24 protein-coding genes are annotated in these 25,824 nt (G+C 71.3%); 6 read left to right on the top strand and 18 right to left on the bottom strand.

What is annotated here, in order from left to right:
• Positions 1 to 63: 63 nt before the first annotated feature.
• The 11 genes from ACZ7BZ_RS09925 to uvrA all read right to left on the bottom strand — a co-directional run bounded on the left by ACZ7BZ_RS09925 (position 64) and on the right by uvrA (position 13,061).
• On the bottom strand, positions 64 to 399 hold the full coding sequence (locus ACZ7BZ_RS09925; RefSeq protein WP_184938344.1) for an RNA polymerase-binding protein RbpA: 336 nt from the start codon (positions 397 to 399) through the stop codon (positions 64 to 66).
• Positions 400 to 556: 157 nt separating this feature from the next.
• Positions 557 to 793, bottom strand: a complete 237-nt coding sequence (secG, locus tag ACZ7BZ_RS09930) for a preprotein translocase subunit SecG (RefSeq protein WP_380462823.1) — start codon at positions 791 to 793, stop codon at positions 557 to 559.
• A gap of 86 nt (positions 794 to 879) precedes the next feature.
• Positions 880 to 1,665: a triose-phosphate isomerase gene (gene tpiA / locus ACZ7BZ_RS09935; RefSeq protein ID WP_380462821.1), complete on the bottom strand. Its 786-nt coding sequence runs from the start codon at positions 1,663 to 1,665 to the stop codon at positions 880 to 882.
• 4 nt (positions 1,666 to 1,669) lie between these two features.
• Positions 1,670 to 2,875 carry a phosphoglycerate kinase gene (locus ACZ7BZ_RS09940; protein WP_470357920.1) on the bottom strand — a complete coding sequence of 402 codons (1,206 nt, stop codon included), beginning with the start codon at positions 2,873 to 2,875 and terminating at the stop codon, positions 1,670 to 1,672.
• A 152-nt stretch (positions 2,876 to 3,027) separates the two neighbouring features.
• On the bottom strand, positions 3,028 to 4,035 hold the full coding sequence (gap, locus tag ACZ7BZ_RS09945) for a type I glyceraldehyde-3-phosphate dehydrogenase (RefSeq protein WP_359912922.1): 1,008 nt from the start codon (positions 4,033 to 4,035) through the stop codon (positions 3,028 to 3,030).
• Between the two features lie 276 nt (positions 4,036 to 4,311).
• A complete protein-coding gene (whiA, locus tag ACZ7BZ_RS09950) occupies positions 4,312 to 5,292 on the bottom strand; it encodes a DNA-binding protein WhiA (protein WP_188308910.1) in 981 nt (326 codons plus the stop codon).
• The gene (locus tag ACZ7BZ_RS09955) at positions 5,283 to 6,368 is read right to left on the bottom strand and encodes a gluconeogenesis factor YvcK family protein (protein WP_470358030.1); all 1,086 of its coding nucleotides are present in this window, start codon (positions 6,366 to 6,368) and stop codon (positions 5,283 to 5,285) included. The genes whiA and ACZ7BZ_RS09955 overlap by 10 nt, the downstream gene beginning before the upstream one ends.
• A gap of 64 nt (positions 6,369 to 6,432) precedes the next feature.
• Entirely contained in the window at positions 6,433 to 7,317 is an 885-nt protein-coding gene (gene rapZ, locus ACZ7BZ_RS09960; protein WP_317621418.1) for an RNase adapter RapZ, read from the bottom strand.
• Between the two features lie 118 nt (positions 7,318 to 7,435).
• Positions 7,436 to 9,496 (bottom strand): excinuclease ABC subunit UvrC, encoded by a 2,061-nt coding sequence (uvrC, locus tag ACZ7BZ_RS09965; RefSeq protein WP_470357921.1) that lies wholly within the window; start codon positions 9,494 to 9,496, stop codon positions 7,436 to 7,438.
• A 66-nt stretch (positions 9,497 to 9,562) separates the two neighbouring features.
• Positions 9,563 to 10,015 (bottom strand): Rieske (2Fe-2S) protein, encoded by a 453-nt coding sequence (locus tag ACZ7BZ_RS09970; protein WP_470357922.1) that lies wholly within the window; start codon positions 10,013 to 10,015, stop codon positions 9,563 to 9,565.
• Positions 10,016 to 10,118: 103 nt separating this feature from the next.
• On the bottom strand, positions 10,119 to 13,061 hold the full coding sequence (gene uvrA / locus ACZ7BZ_RS09975; protein ID WP_465744188.1) for an excinuclease ABC subunit UvrA: 2,943 nt from the start codon (positions 13,059 to 13,061) through the stop codon (positions 10,119 to 10,121).
• A gap of 268 nt (positions 13,062 to 13,329) precedes the next feature.
• Here uvrA and ACZ7BZ_RS09980 point away from each other — a divergent pair, with 268 nt between their 5' ends.
• Positions 13,330 to 14,061, top strand: coding sequence for a maleylpyruvate isomerase family mycothiol-dependent enzyme (locus ACZ7BZ_RS09980; RefSeq protein WP_470357923.1), 732 nt, complete (start codon positions 13,330 to 13,332; stop codon positions 14,059 to 14,061).
• Between the two features lie 57 nt (positions 14,062 to 14,118).
• Positions 14,119 to 14,772: an MBL fold metallo-hydrolase gene (locus tag ACZ7BZ_RS09985; protein ID WP_470357924.1), complete on the top strand. Its 654-nt coding sequence runs from the start codon at positions 14,119 to 14,121 to the stop codon at positions 14,770 to 14,772.
• Positions 14,773 to 14,844: 72 nt separating this feature from the next.
• Here ACZ7BZ_RS09985 and ACZ7BZ_RS09990 read toward each other — a convergent pair whose 3' ends face one another.
• From ACZ7BZ_RS09990 to zapE, 5 genes are all read right to left on the bottom strand, one after another.
• Positions 14,845 to 15,828: a TerC family protein gene (locus tag ACZ7BZ_RS09990; protein WP_470357925.1), complete on the bottom strand. Its 984-nt coding sequence runs from the start codon at positions 15,826 to 15,828 to the stop codon at positions 14,845 to 14,847.
• A 189-nt stretch (positions 15,829 to 16,017) separates the two neighbouring features.
• Complete coding sequence (locus ACZ7BZ_RS09995) at positions 16,018 to 16,596, bottom strand: TerD family protein (RefSeq protein WP_470357926.1); 579 nt, start codon at positions 16,594 to 16,596, stop codon at positions 16,018 to 16,020.
• A 254-nt stretch (positions 16,597 to 16,850) separates the two neighbouring features.
• Positions 16,851 to 18,941 carry an excinuclease ABC subunit UvrB gene (uvrB, locus tag ACZ7BZ_RS10000; protein ID WP_470357927.1) on the bottom strand — a complete coding sequence of 697 codons (2,091 nt, stop codon included), beginning with the start codon at positions 18,939 to 18,941 and terminating at the stop codon, positions 16,851 to 16,853.
• Between the two features lie 45 nt (positions 18,942 to 18,986).
• Positions 18,987 to 19,442: a hypothetical protein gene (locus ACZ7BZ_RS10005; RefSeq protein WP_470357928.1), complete on the bottom strand. Its 456-nt coding sequence runs from the start codon at positions 19,440 to 19,442 to the stop codon at positions 18,987 to 18,989.
• The gene (gene zapE, locus ACZ7BZ_RS10010) at positions 19,439 to 20,488 is read right to left on the bottom strand and encodes a cell division protein ZapE (RefSeq protein ID WP_470358031.1); all 1,050 of its coding nucleotides are present in this window, start codon (positions 20,486 to 20,488) and stop codon (positions 19,439 to 19,441) included. The genes ACZ7BZ_RS10005 and zapE overlap by 4 nt, the downstream gene beginning before the upstream one ends.
• A gap of 124 nt (positions 20,489 to 20,612) precedes the next feature.
• Here zapE and ACZ7BZ_RS10015 point away from each other — a divergent pair, with 124 nt between their 5' ends.
• From ACZ7BZ_RS10015 to msrB, 4 genes are all read left to right on the top strand, one after another.
• Positions 20,613 to 21,404, top strand: a complete 792-nt coding sequence (locus tag ACZ7BZ_RS10015) for a pyrimidine reductase family protein (RefSeq protein ID WP_470357929.1) — start codon at positions 20,613 to 20,615, stop codon at positions 21,402 to 21,404.
• 51 nt (positions 21,405 to 21,455) lie between these two features.
• Positions 21,456 to 21,917, top strand: a complete 462-nt coding sequence (locus ACZ7BZ_RS10020; protein ID WP_470357930.1) for an indole-3-glycerol phosphate synthase — start codon at positions 21,456 to 21,458, stop codon at positions 21,915 to 21,917.
• Positions 21,918 to 22,072: 155 nt separating this feature from the next.
• Positions 22,073 to 23,482 (top strand): UDP-N-acetylmuramate--L-alanine ligase, encoded by a 1,410-nt coding sequence (murC, locus tag ACZ7BZ_RS10025; RefSeq protein ID WP_380461851.1) that lies wholly within the window; start codon positions 22,073 to 22,075, stop codon positions 23,480 to 23,482.
• A gap of 22 nt (positions 23,483 to 23,504) precedes the next feature.
• Positions 23,505 to 23,909 (top strand): peptide-methionine (R)-S-oxide reductase MsrB, encoded by a 405-nt coding sequence (msrB, locus tag ACZ7BZ_RS10030; RefSeq protein ID WP_380461852.1) that lies wholly within the window; start codon positions 23,505 to 23,507, stop codon positions 23,907 to 23,909.
• 134 nt (positions 23,910 to 24,043) lie between these two features.
• Here the strand turns inward: msrB and ACZ7BZ_RS10035 are convergent, their stop codons facing one another.
• Both ACZ7BZ_RS10035 and ACZ7BZ_RS10040 read right to left on the bottom strand, forming a co-directional pair.
• Positions 24,044 to 25,237: a cytochrome P450 gene (locus tag ACZ7BZ_RS10035; RefSeq protein ID WP_470357931.1), complete on the bottom strand. Its 1,194-nt coding sequence runs from the start codon at positions 25,235 to 25,237 to the stop codon at positions 24,044 to 24,046.
• Positions 25,234 to 25,791: a GTP-binding protein gene (locus ACZ7BZ_RS10040; protein WP_380461870.1), complete on the bottom strand. Its 558-nt coding sequence runs from the start codon at positions 25,789 to 25,791 to the stop codon at positions 25,234 to 25,236. Before ACZ7BZ_RS10040 ends, ACZ7BZ_RS10035 begins: the two co-directional genes overlap by 4 nt.
• Positions 25,792 to 25,824: the final 33 nt, after the last annotated feature.

The raw sequence follows: 25,824 nt of genomic DNA on the forward strand, positions 1-25,824 counted from the left end.
AGGGCGCCGCCGTCATCGACGGTGGCGCCCTTTCCGCTGGTCCGACGCTCTACGCGCCTCCGGTCAGATCTCGCCGCGCAGCTTGGCCAGCGCCTCGGCGAGGATCGCCTCCCCGTCGGCGTCGGTGCGCCGCTCCCGGACGTAGGCGAGGTGGGTCTTGTACGGCTCGTTGCGCGACGGCGCGGGCGGGTTGTCCTCGTCCTGCCCGGCCGGGAATCCGCAGCGCGGGCAGTCCCAGGTGTCCGGGATGACGGCCTCGGCGGCGAAGCTGGGCCGGGTCTCGTGCTTGTTGGCACACCAGAAGGAGATCCTGTTGCGCGGAGCGGACTCGCCGCGCTCCGCCTCCCCCATCGGGCCTGCCCCGACCCTGCTGCCACGGATGGCGTTGCCACTTGCCACGGTCTGACTCCCTGCGTGCTGTTGCGCCGACCCGCCGCGGTGCGCGTCGGTGGCGAAAGTCGTCCTAGTGTAAGCAGGACTTAAGGTTCCGCCACCATCGCCTCCGCCCCCGACCGTCCCAGGATAGGCGCTCGGGCGACGGGGCGTCAGGGTTGTGTCAGCTCTTGTACTTCAGGACCAGGCCCAGCACCATGATGCAGGCGAACCAGCCGATGCCGACCACGATGGTGATGCGGTCCAGGTTGCGCTCGGCCACCGCCGAACCGCCGCCGGTGGACATCGCGCCACCGCCGAACATGTCGGAAAGACCGCCGCCCTTCCCCTTGTGCAGCAGCACCAAGAGGATCATCAGCGCACTGAAGATGATCAGGGCAATCGAGAACCCGAGAACCACGACGGGACCAACTCTCTCGTATCTTCGCGAAGGGGCCGGGCCGCGCACGGCGGTCCGGCCCCAAAGCCTACGTTGCTGCGGCGGCGTTAGCCTACTGCCTGCTCACGGTAGCGCACGATCTTGACGAACTCCTCGGCGTCCAGCGAGGCGCCGCCGACCAGGCCGCCGTCGATGTCGGGCTTGGCCATCAGACCGGCCGCGCTCGACGACTTGACCGAACCGCCGTACAGCACACGGACCTTGTCCGCCAGCTCGGCGGAGTACAGCTCGGCGAGCCGCGCCCGGATCGCGCCGCAGACCTCCTGCGCGTCCTCCGGGGTGGCCACCTCGCCGGTGCCGATCGCCCAGACCGGCTCGTACGCGACCACGATCGACTCGGCCTGGTCCGCCGGGACGCCCTCCAGGGCGCCGTCCAGCTGGGCCAGGGTGTACCCGACGTGGGTGCCGGCCTTGCGGATCTCCAGCGGCTCGCCGATGCACAGGATCGGGGTGACGCCGGCCCGGTAGGCGGCCTTGACCTTGGCGTTGACGATCTCCTCGTTCTCGCCGTGGTACTGGCGGCGCTCCGAGTGGCCGATCACCGCGTAGGTGCACTGCAGCTTGGCCAGCATCGGACCGGAGACCTCGCCGGTGTAGGCGCCGCCGTCGTGCTGCGAGATGTCCTGCGAGCCGTACTTGATCTTCAGCTTGTCGCCGAAGACCAGGGTCTGCACCGAACGCAGGTCGGTGAACGGCACCAGGACGGCGACCTCGACGGCCTCGTAGTCCTTGTCGGCCAGCGCGAACGCCAGCTTCTGGGTGTGCTGGATGGCCTCGAGGTGGTTGAGGTTCATCTTCCAGTTGCCCGCCATCAGCGGGAGACGCTCAGTCATGCTTTCAGCCTTCCAGGGCGGCGAGACCGGGGAGGGTCTTGCCCTCCAGGTACTCGAGGCTCGCGCCACCGCCGGTCGAGATGTGCCCGAACTTCGTCTCGTCGAAGCCCAGGATGCGGACGGCCGCGGCGGAGTCGCCGCCACCGACCACGGTGAACGCGTCGCTGTCGACCAGGGCCTGGGCGACGGCCTTGGTGCCCTCGGCGAAGGTCGGGTGCTCGAAGACCCCCACCGGGCCGTTCCAGAACACCGTCTTGGCGTCGGCCAGCTTCGAGGCGAACAGCTCGCGGGTCTTCGGGCCGATGTCCAGGCCCTCCTTGTCCGCGGGGATCTTGTCCGCGTCGACGATCTCGAAGTCCTCGACCGGCCGGTGGGTCTTCGTGTCGGGGAAGGACGCGGAGACCGCGACGTCCACCGGCAGCACGAACTCGACGCCGTTCTGCTTCGCCCGCTCCAGGTACTCCAGGACGGTGTCGACCTGGTCCTTCTGCAGCAGCGAGATGCCGACCTCGTTGCCCAGTGCGTACAGGAAGGTGTACGCCATGCCGCCGCCGATCAGGATGCGGTCGGCCTTGCCGAGCAGGTTGTCGATCACGCCGACCTTGTCGGACACCTTGGAGCCGCCGAGCACGACCACGTACGGGCGCTCGACCTCCTCGGTCAGCTTCTTCAGCACGCCGACCTCGGTGGCGATCAGGTCGCCGACGGCGTGCGGCAGCAGGCCGGGCAGGTCGTAGACGGAGGCGTGCTTGCGGTGCACGGCACCGAAGCCGTCACCGACGTACAGGTCCGCCAGGGCGGCCAGCTGCTCGGCGAAGCCCTTGCGCTCGGCGTCGTCCTTGCTGGTCTCACCGGCGTTGAAGCGCAGGTTCTCCAGCAGCGCGACCTCGCCGTCGGCCAGCGCGGCGACGGTGGCCGTGGCGGACTCGCCCACGGTGTCGGTGGCGAAGGCGACCGGCTTGCCGAGGATCTCTCCGAGGCGCGCGGCCACCGGGGCGAGCGAGAACTGCGGGTCCGGCGCGCCCTTCGGGCGGCCGAGGTGGGAGGCGACGACGACCTTGGCACCGCGCTCGACGAGCTTGGCGATGGTCGGCGCGACGGCGCGGATCCGGCCGTCGTCGGTGATCCGGCCGTCCGACAGCGGGACGTTCAGGTCGGCGCGCACGAAGACGCGCTTGCCGGCGACGTCCAGGTCTTCGATGGTCTTCACGGGTTCTTCTGTCTCCTGGGGAGATGGTTGATGCGCAGAGGCGGCACGGCGCAGGGGCCGCCTGAGAAGTCCTTGTACGCAGAACGAGGGCCCGGACGGCGCGTTCTCGCCGTCCGGGCCCTCGTCCCTACATCACGTCAGCTCCCACTGCGTCAGAGCTGGCCACCGACGAGGGCGACCAGGTCGACGACGCGGTTCGAGTAGCCCCACTCGTTGTCGTACCAGCCGAGCACCTTGACCTGGTTGCCCTGGACCATGGTGAGCTGGCTGTCGAAGATGCACGAGGCCGGGTCGTTGACGATGTCCGAGGAGACGATCGGGTCCTCCGTGTAGGCCAGGATGCCCTTGAGCGGGCCCTCCTGCGCGGCCTTCTGGAAGGCCGCGTTGACCTCGTCCTTGGTGACCTCGCGCTCGAGGGTGACGACCAGGTCGGTGATCGAGCCGGTCGGGACCGGGACGCGCAGCGAGGTGCCGTCCAGCTTGCCCTTCAGCTCCGGCAGGACCAGGGCGGTCGCCTTGGCGGCACCGGTCGAGGTCGGGATGATGTTCTGCGAGGCCGCACGAGCACGGCGCAGGTCCTTGTGCGGGAAGTCCAGGGTCACCTGGTCGTTGGTGAACGCGTGGACGGTGGTCATCAGACCCTTGACGATGCCGAAGCTCTCGTTCAGCACCTTGGCCATCGGCGCCACGCAGTTCGTGGTGCAGGAGGCGTTGGAGATGATGTGGTGGTTGGCGGCGTCGTACTTCTCGTCGTTGACACCCAGGACGATGGTGACGTCCTCGTCGGTGGCGGGCGCCGAGATGATGACCTTCTTCGCGCCGGCGGCGAGGTGCTTCTTCGCGGCCTCGGCCTTGGTGAAGATGCCGGTGGACTCGACGACGATGTCGGCGCCCAGGGCGGCCCACGGCAGGTTGGCCGGGTCACGCTCGGCGGTCACCTTGAAGGTGTGGCCGTCGACGGTGATGCTGTCCTCGGTGTGCGAGACCTCGGCCTGGAGGGTCCCCAGGGTGGTGTCGTACTTGAGCAGGTGAGCCAGGGTCTTCGTGTCGGTGAGGTCGTTGACACCGACGATCTCGATGTCCGCGCCCTGGGCCTTGACGGCGCGGAAGAAGTTGCGGCCGATGCGGCCGAAGCCGTTGATGCCTACCCGGATCGTCACGAACCGATCTCCTCGTTAGGTACGCCGGCGCTGAGCCGACGGGGATGAGATTTGGGAAGTCCCCGACCGCCTACGACCCTACCTCTCCGGACCCTGGGAGGGCACATCGCGCCACCTGGCAAGACGTGGCGTGGCGTCTTTCGGGGCCCTCCGCCCTTGCCCGCCCGGCCCGTTGGTCCTCGTCAAGTGGTCTTGACCAATTTTGGATCTCCGGCCGGTCCCGGACACGACTGCGGCCGGTGCCCGGAATCCGGACACCGGCCGCAGTCGGTCACCTCAGTTCAGCGCCATCTCGTCGGTCAGGTTGGCCTCGGTGCTCGGCAGGCCGAGCTCGGCGGCGCGCTTGTCGGCCATCGCCAGCAGGCGGCGGATCCGGCCGGCCACCGCGTCCTTGGTCAGCGGCGGGTCGGCGAGGGCGCCCAGCTCCTCCAGCGAGGCCTGCTTGTGCTGCATCCGCAGCTGGCCGGCCGCGGCCAAGTGCTCCGGCACCTCCTCGCCGAGGATCTCCAGCGCGCGCTGCACCCGGGCACCGGCCGCCACCGCGGCGCGGGCCGAGCGGCGCAGGTTGGCGTCGTCGAAGTTGGCGAGCCGGTTGGCGGTGGCCCGGACCTCGCGGCGCATCCGGCGCTCCTCCCAGGCGAGCACCGACTCGTGGGCGCCGAGCCGGGTCAGCAGCGCGCCGATGGCGTCGCCGTCGCGGATGACCACCCGGTCCACCCCGCGCACCTCGCGGGCCTTGGCCGGGATGCCGAGCCGGCGGGCCGCGCCGACCAGCGCCAGCGCCGCCTCGGAGCCGGGGCAGGTGATCTCCAGCGAGGAGGAGCGGCCCGGCTCGGTGAGCGAGCCGTGGGCGAGGAAGGCGCCGCGCCAGGCCGCCTCGGCGTCGCAGGTGGCGCCGGAGACGACCGCCGGGGGCAGACCCCGGATCGGCCGGCCGCGGCCGTCGACCAGGCCGGTCTGGCGGGCCAGCAGCTCGCCGTCCTTGACCACCCGGACGACGAAGCGGCTGCCGCGCCGCAGCCCGCCGGGAGCCATCACCACGAGGTCGGAGGAGTGCCCGAAGATCTCCAGCAGGTCCTTGCGCAGCCGCCGTGCCGCCGCCCCGGTGTCCAGCTCCGCCTCGATCACGATGCGGCCGCTCACGATGTGCAGCCCGCCCGCGAACCGCAGGATCGCCGACACCTCCGCCTTGCGACAGCAGGCCCGGGTGACCGGGAGCCGGCTGATCTCGTCCTTCACCGCTGGAGTCATCGCCATGGCCCGATCCTTCCATGTGTCCGGAAAATCCGGTCGTACGCGGCTGCCAACAGCTCCGGGTCGTGTCGCGGGGTGCCGTCGGCGCGGGCCACCGTGCCGAGCACCAGAGCCGCGCCCATCCGCTCGGCGGCCTTCTCCAAACCGGCCAGGTCCGCCTGGCCGAAGGCGCCGCCCGTGACGGCGCGCTCGTCCACCAGGATCGCATCGACCGCGAGGTCGGGGGCGTGGTCGGCGATGACCTCCAGGTGGCGCTGCGGGGTGAAGCCCTCGGTCTCGCCCGGCTGGGGGGCCAGGTTCAGGGTGAGCAGGCGGCGGGCGCGGGTCTCGACCAGCGCCTTGGCCAGGTCGGGCACCAGCAGGTGCGGCAGCACGCTGGTGAACCAGGATCCGGGGCCGAGCACCACCCAGTCCGCCTCCTGGACCGCGGTGACCGCCTCCGGGACGGCGGGCGGGCCGTCCGGCAGCAGCCGGATCGACTGCACGGTGCCGGGGGTGACCGCGACGCTGGCCTGGCCGCGGACGGCCGAGACCTCGGCCGGGCGGTCCGGGTCGTGGCCGCGCACGGTGGCCTCGATGTCCAGCGGCACCGCCGACATCGGCAGCACCCGCCCCTGGACGTTCAGCAGCCGGCCGACCCAGTCCAGCGCCGCCACCGGGTCGCCGAGCTTCTCCCAGAGGGCGACGATCAGCAGGTTGCCGACCGCGTGGCCGCCCAGCTCGCCGTTGCCGGTGAAGCGCTGCTGGATCACCTCGGACCAGGTGCGGCCCCAGTCGTCGTCCCCGCACAGCGCGGCCAGCGCCTTGCGCAGGTCCCCGGGCGGCAGCACGCCCAGTTCCTCGCGCAGCCGCCCGCTGGAGCCGCCGTCGTCGGCGACGGTGACCACCGCGGTGAGGTCGCTGGTGAGCCGGCGCAGCGCCGACAGCGAGGCGGACAGGCCCTGGCCGCCGCCGAGCGCGGTGATCCTGGGGGCCGGATTGGCCCGGGCGGGACTGCTCCGCGGACGGTTCGGCGACGGGCTGCCCACCCGTTCGCCGGTCCTGCTCTGCGGCTGCCGCCCGGGCACGTATCCCGCCACAATCACCTCGCGTTCCTGAGCCCCGCCACCGGCTCCGCCGGCGGCCCGGCAGGGAAGGCGGCGGTTACTCCCGTCCCATGTCACGGTGGACGAGCACCGTCTCGACTCCGTCGGCGATGAGACGCTTGGTCAGACGCTCGGACATGGCGACGCTACGGTGCTTGCCACCGGTGCAGCCTACGGCAAGCGTCATGTAGCGCTTCCCCTCCCGCCGGTAGCCCTCGGTGATGATGCGCAGCAGCTGGGCGTAGCCGTCCAGGAACTCGTTGGCCCCGGGCTGCTGGAACACGTAGTCGGCGACGTCCGCGTCGGTGCCGGTGCGGGCCCGCAGCTCGGGCACCCAGTGCGGGTTGGGCAGGAAGCGGCAGTCCACCACGAGGTCGGCGTCGACCGGCAGGCCGTACTTGAAGCCGAAGGACATCACGGTGGCCCGCAGCTCGGGCTCGTCGTGGTCGGCGAACTGGGCGTCCAGCTTGGCGCGCAGCTGGTGCACGTTGAGGTTGGAGGTGTCGATCACCAGGTCGGCCTCGCCGCGCAGGTCGCGCAGCAGGTCGCGCTCCTGGGCGATGCCGTCCACGATCCGGCCGTCGGCCTGCAGCGGGTGCGGGCGGCGCACGCTCTCGAAGCGGCGCACCAGGGCGTCGTCGGAGGAGTCCAGGAAGACCACCTGGAGGCGGACACCGCGCTTCTCCAGCTCGTCGAGCGAGGTGAGCAGGTCGTCGAAGAACTGCCGGCCGCGGACGTCCACGACCACCCCGATCCGGGCGACGTTGCCCTGGGAGCGGGCGCCCAGGTCGACCATGGTCGGGATCAGGGCCGGCGGCAGGTTGTCCACCACGAACCAGCCCAGGTCCTCCAGGCACTTCGCGGCAGTGGAACGGCCGGCTCCGGACATGCCGGAGATGATCACCAGCTCCGGCGCGTTCTCGGCCACGTCTGACACGGTCACTTCGGTTCCCCGCTCTCGGTCTTTCTGCTGGGGAGAACGCGCACGGCACGGCCGCCCTTCCCCGGCCCGGACAGGCGGGCGGGGTCGGGGCGCGCCGACGGACGGGCGGCGTCGGCCGTCATGGCGTCTCCTGGGATGGTGCGGTCTGGGGTGCTGCGGCCACCGGCTCGGCGGCCTGGTCGACCCCGTCCTCGATGATCTCGCCGGTCGCGGTGTTGACCGCGGGTGCGGCGGGTGTACGGGACGCCAACGCCGCCGCAACAGTCTCCGCGGTGCGGCGCCCGATGCCGGGTACCGCGCAGATCTCGTCGACGGTGGCGGCCCGGAGCTTCTTCAGCGAGCCGAAGTGCTTGAGCAGCGCCCGGCGGCGAGTCTCGCCGAGGCCCGGGACGGAGTCCAGTTCCCCGGCGGTGAGTCGCTTGGAACGCTTGGCGCGCTGGTAGCCGATCGCGAAGCGGTGGGCCTCGTCGCGCACCCGCTGGAGCAGGTAGAGGCCCTCGCTGGAGCGGGGCAGCACGACCGGGTCGTCCTCGCCGGGCAGCCAGACCTCCTCCAGGCGCTTGGCCAGGCCGCACAGCGCGACGTCGTCGATGCCCAGTTCCTCCAGGGCGCGCTGGGCGGCGGCGACCTGCGGCTGGCCGCCGTCGACCACCAGCAGCTGCGGCGGGTAGGCGAAGCGCTTGGGGCGGCCCTCCTCGTCGCGGGTGCCGGTGACGGGGCCGGACTCGGGCTCGTCCTCCTCGGGGACGGCCCACTCGCCGGTCTGCTCGCGCTCCTGGAGGTAGCGGCGGAAGCGCCGGCTGATCACCTCGTGCATCGAGCGGACGTCGTCCTGGCCGGCGAAGCCCTTGATCTGGAAGCGCCGGTACTCGCTCTTGCGGGCCAGGCCGTCCTCGAAGACGACCATGGAGGCGACCACGTCCTCGCCCTGGAGGTGGGAGATGTCGTAGCACTCGATGCGCAGCGGGACGGAGTCCAGCTCCAGCGCGTCGGCGATCTCCTGGAGGGCGCGGCTGCGGGTGGTGAGGTCGGAGGCGCGCTTGGTCTTGTGCAGCGCCAGCGCCTGCTGGGCGTTGCGCTGCACGGTGGCCATCAGGTCCTTCTTGTCGCCGCGCTGCGGGACGCGCAGGTCGACCTGGCTGCCGCGCAGTCCGCTGAGCCATTCCCGGACCGGGGCCGCCGGTTCGGGCAGCGCCGGGACGAGCACCTCGCGCGGGACGGACTCGTTGCGCTCGTCCGCGGCGGCGTTGCCGTAGAGCTGCTGGAGCGCGTGCTCGACCAGGCCGGCGGTGTCGACGTCCTCGACCTTGTCGGTGACCCAGCCGCGCTGGCCGCGCACCCGGCCGCCGCGGACGTGGAAGATCTGGACGGCGGCCTCGAGTTCGTCCTCGGCGACGGCCAGCAGGTCGGCGTCGGTGGCGTCGGCGAGCACGATGGCGTTCTTCTCCATCGCGCGCTTGAGGGCGCCGATGTCGTCCCGCAGCCGGGCCGCCTTCTCGTACTCCATCTCGACGGCGGCCTCCTGCATCTGCTCTTCCAGCCGGCGCAGGTAGTTGCCGGTGCGCCCGGCCATGAAGTCGCAGAAGTCCTCGGCCAGCGCCCGGTGTTCGTCCGCCGAGACCTTGCCGACGCAGGGGGCGGCGCACTTGCCGATGTAGCCGAGCAGGCAGGGGCGGCCGACCTGCCGGGCGCGCTTGAACACGCCGTTGGAACAGGTGCGGACGGGGAAGACGCGCAGCAGCAGGTCGACCGTCTCGCGGATCGCCCAGGCGTGCCCGTACGGGCCGAAGTAGCGCACGCCCTTCTTGTGCGCCCCGCGCATCACCTGGACCCTCGGGTACTCCTCGTCGAGGGTGACGGCGAGTTCCGGATAGCTCTTGTCGTCGCGGTACTTGACGTTGAACCGGGGGTCGAACTCCTTGATCCAGGAGTACTCCAGCTGGAGCGCCTCGACCTCGGTGGCGACCACGGTCCACTCCACCGAGGCGGCGGTGGTGACCATGGTCGCGGTGCGCGGGTGCAGTCCGGCGAGGTCCTGGAAGTAGGACGACAGCCGCGGCCGCAGGCTCTTGGCCTTGCCGACGTAGATGACCCGGCCGTGGGCGTCACGGAACTTGTAGACGCCCGGGGAGGTCGGGATCGCCCCCGGCGCCGGGCGGTAGGTGCTCGGGTCAGCCATGGGTCCACCGTACCGAGTGCGGTCGGGGCCGCGGGGACGGGTTCGATCGGGAAGCGCTCAACTGCTTCAGCTCGGGGTCACCTTGAGGTTCCCGCCCTCGACCGTGACGGTGTAGGCGGGCAGCGGGCTGGGGGCCGGGCCGTCCTGCACCGCGCCGTCGGCGATGGCGAAGCGGCTGCCGTGGCAGGGGCACTGGATCTGCTGGTTCTTGACCTGGTCGACGATGCAGCCGGCGTGGGTGCACTTGGCACTGAAGGCCTTGTACTGGCCGGCGGCCGGCTGGGTCACCACGATCTTCTGCTCGCGGAACACCTTGCCGCCGCCCTCCGGCACCGCCGAGGCCGGACCGAGGTCCACCGGACCCTTGGCGGTGCTGCTCTTGTCCGAGGAGCCGCCGGAACCGGCCGAGGAGCCGCAGCCGCTGACCGCCACGGCGCCGCCGGCCGCCAGCACGGCCGCGGCGCCGCAGAGCAGGGTGCGGCGGGAGGTGGCGGGGCTGGTCTCGGGGGCCTCGGACATCGGTGCGCTCCTACGGTTGCTGCTGCTGCGAGGGACCACGGAAGTCTATGCCGCGCGCGCCCCGCCGCTCCCGGAACATCCCGGGAGCGGCGGGGCGGTCGGGTCACTTCTTCGCCGCGACGGCCCGCTTGCTCGGGGCCTTCTTGGCGGCCGCCTTCTTGGCCGGTGCCTTCCTGGCGGGCGCGGCCACCGGGGCGTCCGCGAAGTCGCCCGGCAGGATGTCCCGCAGGAACTTGCCGGTGTGGCTCTCCGACACGGCCGCGATCTGCTCCGGGGTGCCCTCGGCGACCACCGTGCCGCCGCCGGAGCCGCCCTCGGGGCCCATGTCCACGACCCAGTCGGCGGTCTTGATCACGTCGAGGTTGTGCTCGATCACGATCACCGTGTTGCCCTTGTCGACCAGCCCGCTGAGCACCTTGATCAGCTTGCTGATGTCCTCGAAGTGCAGGCCGGTGGTGGGCTCGTCCAGCACGTAGACCGTCCGCCCGGTGGAGCGCTTCTGCAGCTCGGAGGCGAGCTTGACGCGCTGCGCCTCACCGCCGGAGAGCGTCGGCGCGGACTGGCCGAGCCGGACGTAGCCGAGGCCGACGTCGTTGAGCGTCCGCAGGTGGCGGGCGATCGCCGGGACGGCCTCGAAGAAGGACAGCGCCTCCTCGATCGGCATGTCCAGCACCTCGGCGATGGACTTGCCCTTGTAGTGCACCTCCAGCGTCTCCCGGTTGTACCGGGCGCCGTGGCAGACCTCGCACGGGACGTAGACGTCCGGCAGGAAGTTCATCTCGATCTTGATGGTGCCGTCGCCGGTGCAGTTCTCGCAGCGGCCGCCCTTGACGTTGAAGGAGAACCGCCCGGGCAGGTAGCCGCGGACCTTGGCCTCCTGGGTCTCCGCGAAGAGCCGGCGGACGTGGTCGAACACCCCGGTGTAGGTGGCCGGGTTGGACCGCGGGGTGCGGCCGATCGGCGACTGGTCGACGTGCACCACCTTGTCCACCAGGTCGGTGCCGGTGATCCGGGTGTGCCGACCGGGCACGCTGCGGGCGCCGTTCAGCTCCCGGGCGAGGTGGGTGTAGAGGATGTCGTTGACCAGCGTCGACTTGCCGGAACCGGAGACCCCCGTGATCGCGGTGAGCGTCCCGAGCGGGAAGCCGACCGTGACGTCCTTGAGGTTGTGCTCGCGGGCGCCGTGCACCGTCAGCTGGCGCTTCTTGTCCCGGTCGCGGCGGCCGGCCGGGATCGGGATGGAGCGCTTGCCGGAGAGGTACTGGCCGGTCAGCGACTCCTTGTTGGTGAGCAGCTGCTTCAGCGAACCGGAGTGCACCACCTTGCCGCCGTGCTCGCCGGCGCCCGGGCCGATGTCCACCACCCAGTCCGCGGTCTTGATGGTGTCCTCGTCGTGCTCGACCACGATCAGGGTGTTGCCGATGTCGCGCAGCCGCACCAGCGTCTCGATCAGCCGGTGGTTGTCCCGCTGGTGCAGGCCGATGGACGGCTCGTCCAGCACGTACAGCACGCCGACCAGGCCGGAGCCGATCTGGGTGGCCAGCCGGATGCGCTGGGCCTCGCCGCCGGACAGGGTGCCGGCCGCGCGGTCCAGCGACAGGTAGTCCAGGCCGACGTCGACCAGGAACCGCAGCCGCTCGTTGACCTCCTTGAGGACCCGCTCGGCGATCTGCTTGTCCCGGTCGTTGAGCTTCATCGCGCCCAGGAACTCGGCGCAGTCGCTGATCGACATCGACGAGACGTCGGCGATCGACTTCTCCTCGACGGTGACCGCGAGCACCACCGGCTTGAGCCGGGTGCCCTGGCAGGTCGGGCAGGGCACCTCGCGCATGTAGCCCTCGAAGCGCTCGCGGCTGCTGTCGCTCTCCGCCTCGGTGTGCCGGCGCTGGATGAACGGGACCGCGCCCTCGAAGCCGGTGCTGTACGAGCGCTCGCGGCCGAAGCGGTTGCGGTAGCGGACCTGCACCTGGTGCTTGTGGCCGTACAGCAGCGCCTTCTTGGCGCGGGCGGGCAGCCCGGCCCAGGGGATGTCGGTGCGGAAGCCGAGCTCCTCGGCGAGCGCGTCGATCAGGCGCTGGAAGTACTCCTTGGCGTGCCCGGCCGACCACGGGTGGATCGCGCCCTCGTCCAGCGAGCGCTCCGGGTCCGGCACGACCAGCTCCGGGTCGACCTCCATCCGGTTGCCCAGGCCCGAGCAGTCCGGGCAGGCGCCGAACGGCGAGTTGAAGGAGAACGAGCGCGGCTCCAACTCCTCGAACGACACGTCGTCGTACGGGCAGTAGAGGTGCTCGGAGTACATCCGCTCGCGCTCCGGGTCGTCCTCCGGGAGGTCGACGAAGTCGAGCACGACCATGCCGCCGGACAGCCGCAGCGCCGTCTCCACCGAGTCGGTGAGCCGCCGCTTGGCGCTCTCCTTGACGGTCAGGCGGTCGATGACCACCTCGACGGTGTGCTTCTCCTGCTTCTTCAGCTTCGGCGGCTCGGCGAGCTGGATCGTCTCACCGTCGACCCGGGCGCGCGAGTAGCCCTTGGACTGGAGGTCGGCGAAAAGGTCGACGAACTCGCCCTTGCGCTCGCGCACCACCGGGCTGAGCACCTGGAAGCGGGTGCCCTCGGCGAGCTCCAGCACCTTGTCGACGATCGCCTGCGGCGACTGCTTGGCGATCGGGCGGCCGCAGTGCGGGCAGTGCGGCTTGCCGATCCGGGCGAACAGCAGGCGCAGGTAGTCGTAGACCTCGGTGATGGTGCCGACGGTCGAACGGGGGTTGCGGTTGGTGGACTTCTGGTCGATCGAGACGGCCGGGGAGAGGCCCTCGATGAAGTCCACGTCGGGCTTGTCCATCTGCCCGAGGAACTGACGGGCGTAGGAGGACAACGACTCGACGTAGCGGCGCTGGCCTTCGGCGAAGATCGTGTCGAAGGCGAGCGAGGACTTGCCGGAGCCGGAGAGGCCCGTGAAGACGATGAGGGAGTCGCGGGGCAGGTCGAGCGAGACGTTCTTGAGGTTGTGCTCGCGAGCACCGCGGACGATGAGGCGGTCGGCCACTGCTTCTGGCGCCTTTCTCCGGACGAGAGGGCTTGCGGTGTGTGGGGTGTTCTTCTTCCAGGATGCGGCAGCCAGCCTATAGCTCAGACGTTCGAATCTCGACTTTGTCCAGCGGAGTCCACCCGAACGAGTGAGGGCCCCGGTTCGACCGTCCGTACCCGGACCGAAAAAGCCCCTGCTCAGGGCTCGGATTCGGCGGTAGCGTCGGTTGGTCAACGAGCGGGGCCCGCTCCGGGCAACGCGCCGTCCCGTACAGAAGGCAGGTCCGATGACCGACCCGCAGTCCGCAGCCACCTCCTGGCTGAACCAGGTCGAGGAGGCCACCGCACGCCTGCTGGCCACCGTCGCCGAGCTCGCACCCGAGGCCGTCGCCGAGCCTTCCGCCCTCCCCGGCTGGACCCGGGGCCACGTACTCGCCCACCTCTCCCGCAACGCCGACTCCCTGGTCAACCTGCTCCACGGCCTCCCCCAGTACACGAGCGGCGAGGCCCGCGACGCCGACATCGAGCGCGACGCGCCCCGCCCCCTCGACGTCCACCTCGCCGACCTGCGCGACTCCCACGCCCGGCTCGCCGCCGTGGCCGCCTCGACCACGGCCGCGTTCTGGGGCAGCGAGGTCAAGCACCGCACCGGCTACCTCTTCCCGGCGTACGAGATCCCGAAGAAGCGCCTCCTGGAGGTCGAGTACCACCACGTCGACCTCGCCGCGGGTTACACCCCGGCGCAGTGGCCGGAGGGGTTCGCCGTCGACGAGTTCCACCGGCTCGTGGACCAGCTGCACGGCTCCGACCTGGCCCTCACCGAGGTGCACGCCGAGGACACCGGGCGGTTCGGGATGATCGGCAGGGGCACGCCCGACGAGGACGGCCGCAGTTTCGCCGAGCTCACCGTCGAGGGCCCCCACCGCGCCCTGCTCGCCTGGCTCTCCGGCCGCTCCGACGGCGCCGACCTGCGCCGCACCCCCGACACCGCGCTCCCCCAGCTTCCCCCGATGGGCTGACGGCGCGAGGATGATCCTGAACCCTGTAGTAGCCGGACCCGGACGAGGAGCGGACGGATGACGTACCACGGAGCGGTCAAGGTCGGCGGGCCGCCGGACGTGCGGGAGCTGGCCCACCTGATCATCACCAAGGTGGCCGTGGGCCCGTACGACAACAACGCCTACCTGCTGCGCTGCCGGGCCACCGACGAGCAGTTGCTGATCGACGCGGCCGCGGACGCCCCGGTGCTGCTGGAGACCGTCGGGGACGACCTCGCGACCGTGGTCACCACCCACCGCCACCAGGACCACTGGGGCGCGCTGGCCGAGGTGGTCGCCGCCACCGGCGCCCGCACCGCGGCCGGGGAGCACGACGCCGAGGGCATCGAGGTGCCCACCGAGCTGCTGCTCACCGACGGCGACCGGCTGCGGGTCGGCGAGGTCGAGCTCACCGTCCGGCACCTGGTCGGGCACACCCCCGGCGCGATCGTGCTGGTCTACGACGACCCTCAGGGCCACCCCCACGTCTTCACCGGCGACTGCCTCTTCCCGGGCGGCGTCGGCAACACCTGGGGCGACCCGGAGTCCTTCAAGAGCCTGTTCCGGGACGTCAACGAGAAGATCTTCGACGTGCTGCCGGACGAGGCCTGGGTCTACCCCGGCCACGGCAACGACACCACCCTCGGCGCGGAGCGCCCGCACCTCGACGAGTGGCGCGAGCGCGGCTGGTAACCCGCCCGGACGCGCGGAGGGCCCCGGCGACGCGGTGCGCGTCGCCGGGGCCCTCCGTGGCTCTCGGGAGGCTCAGGCGTCCAGCTTCTCCTGCTCCTGCCGCTCGGCCTGCTCGGCCTTCTTCGAGGCCATCAGGCTGGTCACCGTCGTCACGGCCAGCACCACCACGATGAAGCCGAGCGATACCGGGATGCCGATCTCCGGGACGTTCGCGCCGGCCTCGTGGGCCGCGTGCAGCACCAGCTTCACGCCGATGAAGCCGAGGATCACCGACAGGCCGTAGCTCAGGTGGACCAGCTTCTTCAGCAGCCCGCCGATCAGGAAGTACAGCTGGCGCAAGCCCATCAGGGCGAAGGCGTTGGCGGTGAAGACCACGTACGGGTCCTGGGTGAGGCCGAAGATGGCCGGGATCGAGTCCAGGGCGAACAGCACGTCCGTGGTGCCGATCGCCAGCATGACGATCAGCATCGGGGTGATCAGCCGGCGGCCGTTCTCCCGGACGAACAGCCTGGTGCCGCGGTAGTCCTCGGTGGACGGGAAGCGCCGGGTGATCGACTTGAGCAGGCGGTTCTCCTCGAACTCCTCCTCTTCCTCGTCGGCCCTCGCCTCCTTGATCAGCTTCCAGGCCGTCCAGATCAGGAAGGCGCCGAAGATGAAGAACACCCAGGAGAACTGGGTGACCAGCGCCGCACCGCCGGCGATGAACACCGCCCGCAGCACCAGCGCGATGATCACACCGAACATCAGCACGCGCTGCTGGTAGATCCTCGGCACCGCGAACTTGCCCATGATCAGGATGAACACGAAGAGGTTGTCGACGCTGAGCGACTTCTCGGTGATGTAGCCGGCGAAGAACTCACCGGCCGGCTGCGCGCCGGAGTGCCACCAGAGGAAACCGCCGAAGAGCAGCGCCAGCACGACCCAGACGACCGTCCAGATCCCGGCCTCCTTGATCGAGACCTCGTGCGGCTTGCGCCCCCCGATGAAGAAGTCCGCCGCGATCAGTGCGATCAGCACACCGATCGTGGTGGCCCACATGGTTACGGAAACGTCCATTACTGCTCCTCCGGCAGCCAGGCGAGACAGGTCGTCACTGCCGGAGGTCTCTTCCGCCCATCGGGCCAGCGCCCCGGGGTGCCACGACGGGCACCCGTGATGACGGGGTCGGCTGTCGAGGAATACTCCCCTCCGCTGCCATCGAGAGTAACAGGGGAGACAAGGACAGGTAAAGAAGGTAAAGGATCGTCAGAGGAAAGGCTCGATCGCCGGCAGCAGGTCCTGGAAGGTCCGCCCCTTCGCCGGGGCGCCGATCGCCTGCATCTCCCAGCCGCCGTTGCCGTCCCGGACCACCTTCGCCATGATCTGCCCGGTGTGCGGCCCGCCGCCCGCCAGCTCGTACCGGGCCAGCTCCACCCCGGTGGCCTCGTCCACCAGCCGGCAGTGCGCCTGACGCACCTCGGCGAAGGTCTGCCCGGTGTACGAGCTGACCGTGAACACCACCTGGGTGATGTGCGGCGGCACGTGCATCAGGTCGACCAGGATCGCCTCGTCGTCCTCGTCGCCCGAACCGCCCTCCAGGTTGTCCCCGGTGTGCCGCACCGAACCGTCGGTGGACTCCAGGTGCTGGAAGAACACCACGTCGGACGGGGTCTTCTCGGCGTACAGCAGTGCCGAGGCGTCCAGGTCGATCTTCCTGGTCCGGCTGCCGAACAGGCCCCGCTTCGGGGCGGCCTGCCAGCCCAGCCCCATCCGCACCACGGTCAGGGTGGCGCCCGCCCCCTTCTGGAGGCTCACCCGCTGCCCCTTGGCCAGGTTCACCGACACGACGTTGTCCTCTCTGCCGGCCACGCGGTCGCTGCCGCACGGCTCCCCGGTGGAACACCCCGTCGCCGTCCCCCGGCTGAGGCCCCCTCTGCTGACGGCCCGCAACCCCGTCCCGAGGGCGCGGTGCCGCAGGCCAGCCTAGGGCCTGCGGCACCACCGTCTCCCCCACGTTTCCCTGTTTGTGGCAAGGATGAGACACCTCCGGGCGGCTGACCCCCGCGCCTACGGGGAAAGGCCGCGCCCCGACGGTGTGCCTACGCCACACCGGCCTCGCGCATCTGCCGCAGCTCCTTCTTCAACTCCTTGACCTCGTCGCGCAGCCGGGCCGCCACCTCGAACTGGAGGTCCGCGGCGGCCGTGTGCATCCGGTCCGTCATCTCCTGGATCAGCTCGGCCAGCTCGGCGGCCGGCAGCGACTTGGCCGGCTTGCGCTCCCCGCCCAGCATCGGCACCGGGGCCTTGCCCTTCCCCTGGCCCCGGTAGCCGGTGGAGAGCAGCTCGTCGGTGTCCACGTCCTCGCGGGCCAGCGTGTCCAGGATGTCGCCGATCTTCTTCCGCAGCGGCTGCGGGTCGATCCCGTGTTCCTTGTTGTAGGCCTGCTGCACGGCCCGGCGGCGGTTGGTCTCGTCGATCGCCTTCTCCATCGACGGGGTGATCCGGTCCGCGTACATGTGCACCTGGCCGGAGACGTTGCGGGCGGCGCGGCCGATCGTCTGGATCAGGGAGGTGCCGGAGCGCAGGAAGCCCTCCTTGTCCGCGTCCAGGATCGCCACCAGGGACACCTCGGGCAGGTCCAGGCCCTCACGCAGCAGGTTGATGCCGACCAGCACGTCGTACCGGCCGGCCCGCAGCTCGCGCAGCAGCTCCACCCGGCGCAGGGTGTCCACGTCGCTGTGCAGGTACCGGACCCGGATGTCCAGGCCCAGCATGTAGTCGGTGAGGTCCTCGGCCATCTTCTTGGTCAGCGTGGTGACCAGGACCCGTTCGTCCTTCTCGACCCGCTTGCGGACCTCGTGCACCAGGTCGTCGATCTGGCCCTCGGTCGGCTTGACGATCACCTCGGGGTCGATCAGACCGGTCGGGCGGATGATCTGCTCGACCTGCCCGTCGCCGCGCGACAGCTCGTACGGGCCCGGCGTCGCCGACAGGTACACCGTCTGGCCGATCCGGCCCAGGAACTCCTCCCACTTCAGCGGGCGGTTGTCCATCGCGGACGGCAGCCGGAAGCCGTGCTCGACCAGGGTGCGCTTGCGCGAGGCGTCGCCCTCGTACATCGCGCCGATCTGCGGGACGGTGACGTGCGACTCGTCGATGACCAGGAGGAAGTCCTCCGGGAAGTAGTCCAGCAGGGTGTTCGGCGCCGAGCCGGGCTCACGGCCGTCGAAGTGCATCGAGTAGTTCTCGACGCCCGAGCAGGTGCCGATCTGGCGCAGCATCTCGATGTCGTAGGTGGTGCGCATGCGCAGCCGCTGGGCCTCCAGCAGCTTGCCCTGCTTCTCCAGCTTGGCGAGCGTCTGCTCCAGCTCCTGCTCGATGCCGGTGATCGCCCGCTCCATGCGCTCGGGGCCGGCCACGTAGTGCGAGGCGGGGAAGACGTAGATCTGCTCGTCCTGGCTGATGATCTCGCCGGTGAGCGGGTGCAGGGTGTACAGCGACTCGATCTCGTCGCCGAACATCTCGATCCGGACGGCCAGCTCCTCGTAGACCGGGAAGATCTCGATGGTGTCGCCGCGGACCCGGAAGGTGCCGCGGGTGAAGGCCACGTCGTTGCGGGCGTACTGGATGTCCACGAAGCGGCGCAGCAGCACGTCGCGGTCGATCTCCTGGCCGACCTTGAGCGGGACCATCCGGTCCACGTACTCCTGCGGGGTGCCGAGGCCGTAGATGCAGGAGACGGAGGCGACCACGATCACGTCGCGGCGGGTGAGCAGCGAGTTGGTCGCCGAGTGCCGCAGCCGCTCGACCTCCTCGTTGATCGAGGAGTCCTTCTCGATGTAGGTGTCCGTCTGCGGGACGTACGCCTCGGGTTGGTAGTAGTCGTAGTACGAGACGAAGTACTCGACCGCGTTGTTCGGCAGCAGCTCGCGGAACTCGTTCGCCAGCTGGGCCGCCAGGGTCTTGTTCGGCGCCATCACCAGGGTGGGGCGCTGCAGCTTCTCGATCATCCAGGCCGTGGTGGCCGACTTGCCGGTGCCGGTGGCACCGAGCAGCACGACGTCCTTCTCCCCCGCCCTGATCCGCCGTTCCAGCTCGGCGATCGCCGCCGGCTGGTCACCGTTCGGTTGGAAGGGACTGACGACCTCGAAGGGCGCCACGGACCGCTCAATACTCGTGATGGGACGCACGCTTCCAACCGTACGGCCCGGCACTGACAACCGGCGCCGTTCCACTCAGGCCGAGGAGCAGCGGACGCAGGCGGGGTACCAGGGGACGGGCGTGAGGATGCGGTGGTGGCGGCAGGAGGCGGCCATGGCCTCGGCGGGCGGGCCGGGGGCGGGGCGGAGGGCGGTCAGCAGGCGGCGCAGGGCCCGGAGGTCGGCCTCGGCGTGCGCGGGGTGGTGGCCCAGCTCGTCCCAGCGGTGGCGGGTGAGGGCGAGGTCGACGACGTCGAGGGCGAAGGCGCGGCCGCGTTCCGGGTCGGGGCCCCAGTCGAGTTCGTCGAGGTCGAGGCCGACCGCGCCGCGGCCCATCAGGTACTGGTCCTGGCCGGCCAGCTCGGCGGCGAAGGCGTGATGCCAGTCCTCCCGGGCCAGGGCGGTGACCGCGAGCATCAGGACCTCGACCAGCGCCTCGGTGGCGCCGTTGCCGAGTTCGAGCTCGTGGCCCCCGCCCCGGAAGGAGTTCACCCCAGCTTGGCGCTGTCGCGGGCGAGGGCGACCAGGCGGGAGACGGCGCGGAGGTACTTCTTGCGGTAGCCGCCGCGCAGCATGTCCTCCGGGAAGACCTGGTCGAAGGGCAGGCCGGAGGCGGTGATGGGCAGCTCGCGGTCGTACATCCGGTCGGCGAGGACGACCAGGCGCAGCGCGGTGGACTGGTCGTCGACCTGCCGCACGCCGCGCAGGCAGACCGCCGAGACGTCGTCCAGCAGCGCGCCGTAGCGGCTGGGGTGGACGGCGGAGAGGTGGGCGAGCAGGGCGTCGAAGTCGTCCAGCGAGGCGCCGGGGGTGCGGACGGCGGTGGCCTCGACGGCGTCGTCGGCGTACGGCGGCGGGGCGTCGGGCAGGCCGCGGTGGCGGTAGTCCTGGCCGTCGATCCGCATCGGGCGGAAGTGCGCGGACAGGCCCTGGATCTCGCGCAGGAAGTCGGCGGCGGCGAAGCGGCCCTCGCCGAGCTTCTCCGGCAGGGTGTTCGAGGTGGCGCACAGCTTGACGCCGTTCTCGACCAGCCGGCCGAGCAGGGTGGAGACCAGCACGGTGTCGCCCGGGTCGTCCAGTTCGAACTCGTCGATGCACAGCAGGGTGTGCCCGGAGAGGGTCCGGACGGCCTGCTGGAAGCCGAGCGCGCCGACCAGGTTGGTCAGCTCGACGAAGGTGCCGAAGGCTTTGGGGCCGGGGGCGGCGTGCCAGAGCGAGGCGAGCAGGTGGGTCTTGCCGACGCCGTAGCCGCCGTCGAGGTAGACCCCGGCCGGGCCGGTGGGCGCGGGGGCGGAGCGGCGGAACCAGCTGCGCTTGGGTGCGGAACCGTTTCCTCCGCCGAGGGTCGCAGCGAACTGCTCCAGCACCTGGACGGCCTCGTACTGGCTGGGCTGGGTCTGGTCCGGGATGTACGTCCCGAAGCTCACGTCGGCGAACCGGGGCGGCGGGACCATCTCGGCGACCAGCCGCTCGGCGGGCACGACGGGGCGGCGGTCGGTGAGTGCGATCGGGGCGCCGGCCGGGCTCGCGGCGGCTATCGACTCGGTCGCGGTGGCGGGGCGGGAGGCTGCGGGCACGTTAGTAGAGGGTACGCCCCGCCCCCGTCCCCTCCGAACCGGCTCCCGGCCCCCTTCGGCGGGCCCGCGGTGGAACACTGAGGGCATGCAACAGTTGATCAGCCCGCTGGGCGCTCCGGTCGCGGATCCGTCCGACCTGGAATCGCTCGCCGCCGTCTACGCGTACCCCGACCAGGTGAATCGGGGGCGCCCCTGGCTGCGCGCCAACATGGTGGCCGGGCTGGACGGCGGGGCGAAGCTCGACGGACTGTCCGAGGGGCTGTCCGGCGACGCCGACAAGCGGATCTTCGGGGTGCTGCGGGCCCTGTCGGACGTCGTGCTGGTGGGTGCCGAGACGGTCCGGGCGGAGGGCTACCGGCCGGCCCGGGCCCGCCGGGAGTTCGCGGCCGCGCGGGCGGCGGCGGGGCAGTCCGCGGCCCCGGCGATCGCGATCGTGAGCCGCTCGCTGAACCTCGACCTGGGTGCGCCGCTGTTCACGGAACCGCTGGTCAGGACGGTGGTGATCACCGTCGAGGACGCCCCCGAGGAGCGCCGCCGGGAGGTCGCCGCGGTGGCCGACCTGGTGCTCGCCGGGCGCGGCTCGGTGGACCTGCGGGCGGGCGTGGCGGCCCTGGTGGAGCGGGGCTGGACGCGGCTGCTGACCGAGGGCGGGCCGCGGCTGCTGGGCCAGCTGGCGGCGGCGGACCTGCTGGACGAGCTGTGCCTGTCGCTGGCCCCGCTGCTCACCGGCGGCGACGCGCCGCGCATCGTCCGCGATGCGGAAATGCCTGACGTGCAGCGGATGCGGCTGGTCTCATTGATCGAGCAGAAAGGATTCCTCTTCACCCGCTACCTGCGTCACCTGGGTTCGGATGACCCCGTGACCCCCCGATCGTGATCCCGTTATGCGATGCCGGGGCCCGGGGGCCGGCCACTGGAAGGGACTCACGTGTTCAAGACGGTACTGATGATCGAAAAGGCGCTCTCGGACGCGGACGTGGAGCTGGTCACCACGCTCCACAGCGACGAGAAGGTGTCCTTCGTCGTCCTGATGCAGCCGCGCGGCAAGCAGGACGAACTGCTGCGGGCGCTCGACGACGTCGCCCTCGGCCACCTCGACAAGGTGGTGCACGAGCACGACGAGTCCGAGGGCGGCCCGACCGTGGCCGGCGAATCGCTCGAGCACAGCCTGCGCCACCTGCGCCGGGCCGGGGCCGAGGCGATCGGCGAGCTGGTCGAGGAGAAGCCCCTGGACCGGCTGCGCGCGGTGGTCGAGGAGCACCGGGCCGACGAGGTGGTGGTGCTCACCTCGCCGCACTTCGTGGAGGAGTTCTTCCACCGCGACTGGGCCTCCCAGGCCCGCCACAAGGTGGGGGTGCCGGTGCTGAGGCTGTTCGCCAGCGACTCGTAGCTCCGTGTGGCACCGCGCGCCGGTGGTGCAGAATCGTCCTTGCGGTCCGTCCGCGAGGACGATTCGCGCGTCTCGTACGCGTCCCACCTCTCGCGCGTCCCGCACCCCGCCGGACCCATCTGCCCACACCGCCATCGCCCGTACGGAGCCACGCCTTGAACGACGCCGCGCACGACCTGCACGCCCCGCACTTCATCGGCATCGGCGGCGCCGGGATGTCCGGCCTGGCGAAGATCCTCGCAGTGCGCGGTGCCAGCGTCTCCGGCAGCGACTCCAAGGAGTCCGAGACCGTCCTCGCGCTGCGCGCCCTCGGCGCCGCGGTGCACGTCGGCCACGCCGCCGAGCACGTGCCGGACGGCGCCAGCAGCATCGTGGTCTCCAGCGCGATCCGCGCCGACAACCCGGAGCTGGTCGCCGCCCACGAGCGCGGCATCCCGGTGGTGCACCGCTCCGACGCGCTGGCCGCGCTGATGGGCGGCCGCCGGGCGCTGGCGGTGGCCGGCACCCACGGCAAGACCACCACCACCAGCATGCTCGCCGTCGCCCTCGGCGAGCTGGGCCTGGAGCCGTCCTACGCGATCGGCGGCGACCTCGACGCCCCCGGCTCCAACGCCCACCACGGCACCGGCGAGATCTTCGTCGCCGAGGCCGACGAGAGCGACCGCAGCTTCCACAAGTACGCGCCCGAGGTGGCGATCGTGCTCAACGTGGAGCTGGACCACCACGCCAACTACGCCTCGATCGACGAGATCTACGAGTCCTTCGAGACCTTCGTCGGCCGGATCACCCCCGGCGGCACCCTGGTGGTCTCCGCCGACCACGACGGCGCCCGCGAACTGACCGCCCGGGTGGCCGGCCGCGAGGGGCTCAACGTGGTCACCGTCGGCGCCGCCGAGGACGCCGACCTGCGCGTCCTGTCCGTCGTCGCCCACGGCATGACCAGCGAGGTCACCGTCCTGCTGGACGGCGCCGAGCTGACCTTCACCGTCTCGGTGCCCGGCCGGCACTACGCCCACAACGCGGTGGCCGCGCTGGCCGCCGGCATCGCGCTGGGCGTCCCGGCCGCCGACCTGGCCAAGGCGCTCGGCGCCTACACCGGCGTTCGCCGCCGCCTGCAGCTCAAGGGCGAGGCGGCCGGCGTCCAGGTGATCGACTCCTACGCCCACCACCCGACCGAGATGACCGCCGACCTGGAGGCCATCCGCGAGGGCCTGGAGGGCGAGGGCCGGGTGCTGGTGGTCTTCCAGCCGCACCTGTTCAGCCGCACCCAGCAGCTCGCCGAGGAGATGGGCCAGGCCCTGGCCCTGGCAGACGCCTCGGTGGTGCTGGACATCTACCCGGCCCGCGAGGACCCGATCCCGGGCATCACCAGCGAGCTGATCATCGACGCCGCCCGCCGGGCCGGCGCCGACGTCACCCCCGAGCACGACTTCGCCGCCGCCCCCGCCCTGCTGGCCGGCCTGGCCCGCCCCGGCGACCTGCTGCTCACCATGGGCGCCGGCGACGTCACCAACCTGGGCCCAGAAATTCTGGAGCACCTCGCGAACGTTGCCTCCAACGTCTGACGTACGCCGAGCGGGAGTCGTGATGAGCTACGAGATCGAGAAGACCGAGGCCGAGTGGCGCGCCCAGCTCAGCCCCGAGGAGTACCACGTGCTCCGCGAGGCGGGCACCGAGCGGCCGTTCGTCGGCGAGTACACCGACACCAAGACGGTCGGCGTGTACGGCTGCCGGGCCTGCGGGGCTGAGCTGTTCAGCTCCGAGACCAAGTTCGACAGCCACTGCGGCTGGCCCTCGTACTACGCGCCGCTGGCCGAGGACCGGGTCGAGTACATCGAGGACAGCACGCTCGGCATGCGCCGGGTCGAGGTGCGCTGCGCCAAGTGCGGCGGGCACCTGGGGCACGTCTTCGAGGGCGAGGGCTACGGGACGCCGACCGACCAGCGGTACTGCATCAACAGCATCTCGCTGACCCTGCGGCCGGCCGAGTAACAGCTGTTGTCGAGGGCCCGGACGGTCTCCGTCCGGGCCCTCGGTCTGTCCGCGCCCTCGGTCTGTCCGGGCCCTCGGTCTGTCCGGGCCCGACTTTCCGCCCCGGCCGTCCGGCTCCGGCTGTCCGGCCCCGGCTATCCGGCCAGCGGTGCGAAGCGGACCGGCAGGTGCACCAGGGCGCGGTGGAACGGGCCCGGGCGCCAGAGCAACTCCTCGGCCGGGGTGGCGAGTTCGAGATCGCTGAGCCGACTGGTCAGCTGCTCGATGGCGGTGATCGCGATCAGCAAGGCCGGGTCACGGGCCGGGCAGGCGTGCGGGCCGGCCGCCCAGGCCAGGTGGGCGCTCTCGCCGCTGCGCAGCCCGTCGCCGTCGGTCGGCGGCGCGGCCTGGGAGTTGGCGGCCGCGTACGAGACCAGCACCAGCGAGCCCGCCGCGATCTCGCGGCCGTGGAAGGTGATGTCGTAACGCGGGTAGTGGGCGGAGAGGTTGGCCAGCGGCGGCTCGTGCCACAGCACCTCGTCGATCGCCTGGTGGGCGGTCATCGCGCCGCCGAACAGCGAGCCGGCGTAGCGGGCGTCGGTGAGCAGGCGCAGCAGGGCGTTGCCGATCAGGTTGGTGGTCGGCTCGTGCCCGGCGATCATGGTCAGGGTGACCTGCCGGATCACCTCGTCGTCGTCCAGCCCGACCGGGTGGGTGACGAACCAGGAGGCGAGGTCGTGCCGGGGGCGCTCACGGCGCTCGGCGACCATCGCGGTGACCACCGCGACGAGCTTCCCGTACGCGGCGCCGGCCTTCGCGGTGGACTCGATCAGCCCGGTGATCGCGGCGACCACCTCGGCGTGCTCCTCCTCGGGCACACCGAACCAGGTGGTCAGCACGAAGGCGGGCAGCTGGCGGGCGTACTCGGCGATCAGGTCGGCGCTGCCGACCGCCGCGAAGCGGTCGATCAGCTGGTGGGCGGCCTCGGCGACCTGGCGCTGGAGCCGGTGCGGTTCGAACAGGGCGAGGCCGTCGGTGATCACCGCCCGGTAGCGGGCGTGCGTCGCGCCGTCGCTGAACAGCGCGGTGGGGCGGTAGCCGAGCACCGGAAGCAGCGGGGAGTTCGGCGGGACGGTCGCCTGCCAGGCGCGGGAGTCCTTGGAGAAGGTGTCGGTGTCGCGCAGCAGGTCCAGGGCGGCCTGGTAGTCGGTGACCAGCAGGGCCTCGACCCCGGGGGCGATCTCCACCGGGGCGACGGCCCCGTGGCGGCGCAGCCGCTCGTACACCAGCTGGGGTTCGGCGGCGAAGACCGGGCCGTAGATCGGGGTCGGTCGGGTTTCGGTGGTCACTGTCCCTCGTGGGTGTCGAGGCCGACGGGCAGGGTGTCGAGGACGTGCTCGGCCAGCGCGATCAGCGCGTCGATGCTGCTGCCGCGCTCGCGGGCGTCGCACAGCAGCAGCGGCGTCGCCGCGTGCAGGTCCAGGTGGGCGCGCAGCACCTCGGGCGGGTGGGCCGGGGAGTCCGGGAAGCGGTTGACGGCGACGGCGTACGGCAGGCCCTGCTCCTCGACCATGTCCATGATCTCGAAGGAGTCGGCCAGCCTGCGGGTGTCGGCCAGCACCAGGGCGCCCAGGGCGCCGCGGGCGATGTCCTGCCAGAGCGGGAAGAACCGCCGCTGGCCGGGGGTGCCGAACATGTAGAGCACCGTGTTGCCGGGCAGGGTGAGCCGGCCGAAGTCCACCGCGACGGTGGTGGTGGACTTCTCCGGCAGACCCGCCAGGTCGTCCACCGGCCGTCCGGTCTCGGTCATCGCCTCCTCGGTGTGCAGGGTGGCGATCTCGGAGAGGGTGCGGATGAGCGTGGTCTTGCCGACCCCGAACGGGCCGGCGACCAGCAGCTTCATCAGCGTCTGGTCCCGGTCGGGCAGGTAGCCCAC

This window comes from Kitasatospora sp. NPDC036934 (assembly GCF_055608425.1).